This is a genomic window from Paenarthrobacter sp. CM16 (assembly GCF_013179505.1).
GTDB lineage: Bacteria > Actinomycetota > Actinomycetes > Actinomycetales > Micrococcaceae > Arthrobacter.
Genome location: NZ_JABMCX010000371.1, coordinates 1 through 3883, shown reverse-complemented (window position 1 = coordinate 3883; position 3883 = coordinate 1). Strand labels below are relative to the sequence as shown.

2 protein-coding genes and 1 pseudogene are annotated in these 3883 nt (G+C 63.8%); 2 read left to right on the top strand and 1 reads right to left on the bottom strand.

Going from position 1 to position 3883, the window contains the following annotated elements; all coding sequences use genetic code 11:
- Positions 1-520 (bottom strand): annotated as a pseudogene (locus HP499_RS21890) (hypothetical protein); the annotation flags it as partial.
- Between the two features lie 470 nt (positions 521-990).
- On the opposite strand from HP499_RS21890, the gene acs reads away from it, so the two are divergent.
- Both acs and HP499_RS21880 read left to right on the top strand, forming a co-directional pair.
- Positions 991-3036 (top strand): acetate--CoA ligase, encoded by a 2046-nt coding sequence (acs, locus tag HP499_RS21885; protein WP_172326205.1) that lies wholly within the window; start codon positions 991-993, stop codon positions 3034-3036.
- Positions 3037-3212: 176 nt separating this feature from the next.
- Positions 3213-3883: DeoR/GlpR family DNA-binding transcription regulator (locus tag HP499_RS21880; RefSeq protein WP_172326204.1), on the top strand; the 671-nt coding region annotated here is incomplete at its 3' end.

Here is a 3883-nt window from a genome sequence, read left to right as displayed (position 1 = left end):
CAGCGGACAACCACGGGAGATGCGGGGCCAGGACGGTTGCGGCCAGGAGGCCTACTGAACCGATCAAACCCAGCAGCACGCCGCCATTGAACGAGTTGGCGATGGTCAGGAAGAAGAGTGGAAAAGCGAAGGACGCCGTGACGGACGCGAACTGGTCAACGGACAGCGAACCTACCCGGACGATGGTTCCAGGCTGCAATCTGCGGGCTACGAAGAGGGCCCCCACCACCAAAGGCAGGATGATGCCCAGCAGGAGGAAGAAAAGGTTGCCGAGGTTCCATAGGTTGTAGCGCTCCCCGAACATCGGCAGCAAGGACGCAACAAACATCAACAGCGTGGAGCCGAATACAGTGAGGTCCCGGATGGTGAAGGGCCCCGCGATGGCGTCGTACTTGGTGGCATCTTTCCCGGCAGCGTCAGAAGTTCCAGCGGCGTTGCCACGTGGTGCGGTGGCCGTTCCAGCCGTGGTCTCCGGTCCCGTTCGTGGTGAGTCGTGCGGGCCTGGGCTCAGCTGGTTCATCTATTTCTCCTTCGTACGGCGGCGTCTTGGGCAGTCCGGACAGGTGACCCCCGCAGGATTCCGCGGAAAACCGGTCACGCTCAAGGTGAGTCCCAAGACTTCTTCAGCCTATGCCACCCCACTGACAGGGTTCTAGCTGAAAACGGCCATCCGGCTTCGCCCACAGCAAACTCCAAGGTCCCTTACAGATAGTGACCGCCTCCGGCAGCGCATACTACGGCGGGAGGGTGCCGCCGTCGTGCGTCATGTAAACGGTTCCCGGACGCCGGTGATGCCATTCGTCGCTAAATCGGCGCCGCTCGCTGGCGCGTTTGTGACCACGCACACGTAGGACCTTCCAAAGCGATAGTGTTGATGGCGGACAGCACTCTGCGGACCTTTGAGGGACGCGCTCGACGCCGACGACGGCCCGGGCGGGTACCTCATGGCAGGATCCGCGCAGCAAAGATCGATGAATGATGAGGTTCACCATGTCCCAGGACACCACCGGATCCACGGCCACCGCTGCAGCTTCAACTGCTCAGAACGGTCCGGCCGCACACGTGGAGGCGCTTGAAAACCTTCTCCACGAGAACCGTAAATTCGCGCCATCGGCGGAGTTCGCCGCGAACGCCGTGACCAGTGCTGACGCCTACGCAGAGGCTGAAGCTGATCGTCCTGCTTTTTGGGCCAAGCAGGCCCGCGAGCTGTTGACGTGGGACAAGGACTTCACCGAGGCCCTCGATTGGTCCAACCCGCCCTTCGCCAAATGGTTGGTCGGCGGCGAGGTCAACGCTGCGTACAACGCGCTGGACCGCCATGTTGAAAATGGCTTGGGCGACCGCGTTGCCATCTACTTCGAAGGCGAACCCGGGGACACCCGCACCTACACGTACGCTGAACTGACCGAAGAGGTCAAGAAGGCAGCCAACGCTTTCGAGTCCCTCGGCGTGGCCAAGGGCGACCGCGTGGCCGTCTACCTGCCCATGATCCCCGAGGCAGTCATCACGCTCCTTGCCTGCGCCAGGATCGGTGCCGTGCACTCGGTAGTGTTCGGTGGCTTCTCCGCCGATGCCCTGCGTTCCCGGATCGAGGATGCCGAAGCCAAGCTGGTGGTCACCGCCGATGGCACCTACCGCCGCGGCAAGCCGAGCGCCCTGAAGCCGGCAGTGGACGAAGCCCTTTCCAAAGAGGGTCATACTGTCCAGAACGTCGTGGTGGTCAAGCGCAACGGCGAGGACGTCAACTGGGTTGAAGGCCGCGACCTCTGGTGGTCCGACACCGTGGATAAGGCATCAACCGAACACACCGCCGTCGGCCATGACTCCGAGCACCCGCTGTTCATCCTTTACACCTCGGGCACCACCGGTAAGCCCAAGGGCATCCTGCACACCACCGGCGGCTACCTCACGCAGGGCGCCTACACGCACAAAGCCGTGTTTGACCTCCACCCCGAAACGGACGTGTACTGGTGCACGGCCGACGTCGGATGGGTCACCGGCCACTCCTACGTCACCTACGCTCCGCTCATCAACGGCGCCACCCAGGTCATGTACGAAGGCACCCCGGACTCCCCGCACCAGGGCCGCTGGTGGGAAATCGTGGAGAAGTACAAAGTTTCCATCCTGTACACCGCACCCACGGCGATCCGGACCTTCATGAAGTGGGGCCGGGACATCCCGGACAAGTACGATCTCTCCTCCATCCGTGTCTTGGGTTCGGTGGGCGAATCCATCAACCCGGAAGCATGGATGTGGTACCGCGACGTCATTGGTGCCAACGCCGGCAAGAACGGTGAGAAGAAGGAAAACCCCGCGCCGATCGTGGACACCTGGTGGCAGACCGAAACCGGCGCCCAGATGATCGCGCCGCTGCCCGGCGTCACGGCCACCAAGCCCGGCTCGGCGCAGGTTCCGCTGCCCGGAATCGCCGTGGACGTCGTGGACGAAGCCGGCCAGTCCGTGGCCAACGGTGAAGGCGGCTACCTGGTGGTCCGCGAACCGTGGCCGTCCATGCTGCGCGGCATCTGGGGCGACCCCGAGCGTTTCAAGGACACGTACTGGTCCCGGTTCGAGGCCATGTACTTCGCCGGCGACGGTGCCAAGAAGGACGAGGACGGCGACGTCTGGCTCCTGGGCCGCGTGGACGATGTCATGAACGTTTCCGGCCACCGCCTCTCCACCACGGAAATCGAATCGGCACTGGTCTCTCACCCCTCCGTTGCCGAAGCAGCCGTTGTGGGCGCGGCGGACGACACCACCGGCCAGGCCGTAGTCGCGTTCGTCATCCTTCGCGGTGACGCCGTGAACAACGGCGACGAAACCGTCCTGGAACTGCGCAACCATGTGGGCAAGGAAATCGGCCCGATCGCCAAGCCCAAGCAGCTGCTGATCGTTCCGGAACTGCCCAAGACACGATCCGGCAAGATCGTCCGGCGCCTCCTGAAGGACATCGCGGAAGGTCGCGATACCGGTGACGCCACCACCCTGGCAGACCCCGGCATCATGCAGCAGATTGCTGATTCGCTCCGCAAGTAGATAACGCACGACGGCGCCGCTCACCTCCCGGGGGGCGGGGCCGTCGTGCTTTAAGCAGTCGTATGACGGCCGGGTGACGACGCCGCGATCCAATGAGCCGCCGGGCGGAGGGCCCCCGCCCTAGACTGGAGCCAGACTCAGCCCCATGTTTGACGAGGTTCCCCAGAAAGGCCCCGATGCTTCAGGCAGCACGCCACACCGCCATCATCGACGCCGTCCAGCGCGAGCGCGTCGTCCGGGTCTCGGACCTCGCACAATTGCTGGGGGTCTCCCCCATGACCGTCCGGCGGGACATCGAAGCCCTTGAGGAAGCGGGCCGGGTAGAGCGCATCCACGGCGGAGCCAAGCTTCCGGGCGATGCGAGCACCCACGAACCTGGCTTTGAGCTCAAGTCCACTCAGCTCACCGCGGAGAAGCACGCCATCGCCGTCGAGGCCGCCTCGATGGTCCAGGAAGGCATGGCGATCGGTCTCAGCGCTGGAACCACCACCTGGGCCCTGGCCCAGGAACTGGTTCACGGCCCCCGTATCACTGTGGTCACCAACTCCGTGCGGATCGCTGACCTCTTCCATCACGGATCGTCATCGGGACCCGCCCGGTTCGGATCTACCGTGATCCTGATTGGCGGCGAGCGCACACCGTCCGATGCTTTGGTGGGGCCGATTGCCACTTCTTCCCTCAAGCAACTCCACCTCGATGTCCTGTTCCTGGGGGTACACGGCATGGATGCACAGGCCGGTTTCACTACGCCCAACCTGCTGGAAGCCGAAACCGACCGCGCGTTCATGACGTCAGCGCGAAGCACCGTGGTGCTGGCTGATCACAGCAAATGGGGCGTGGTGGGCAT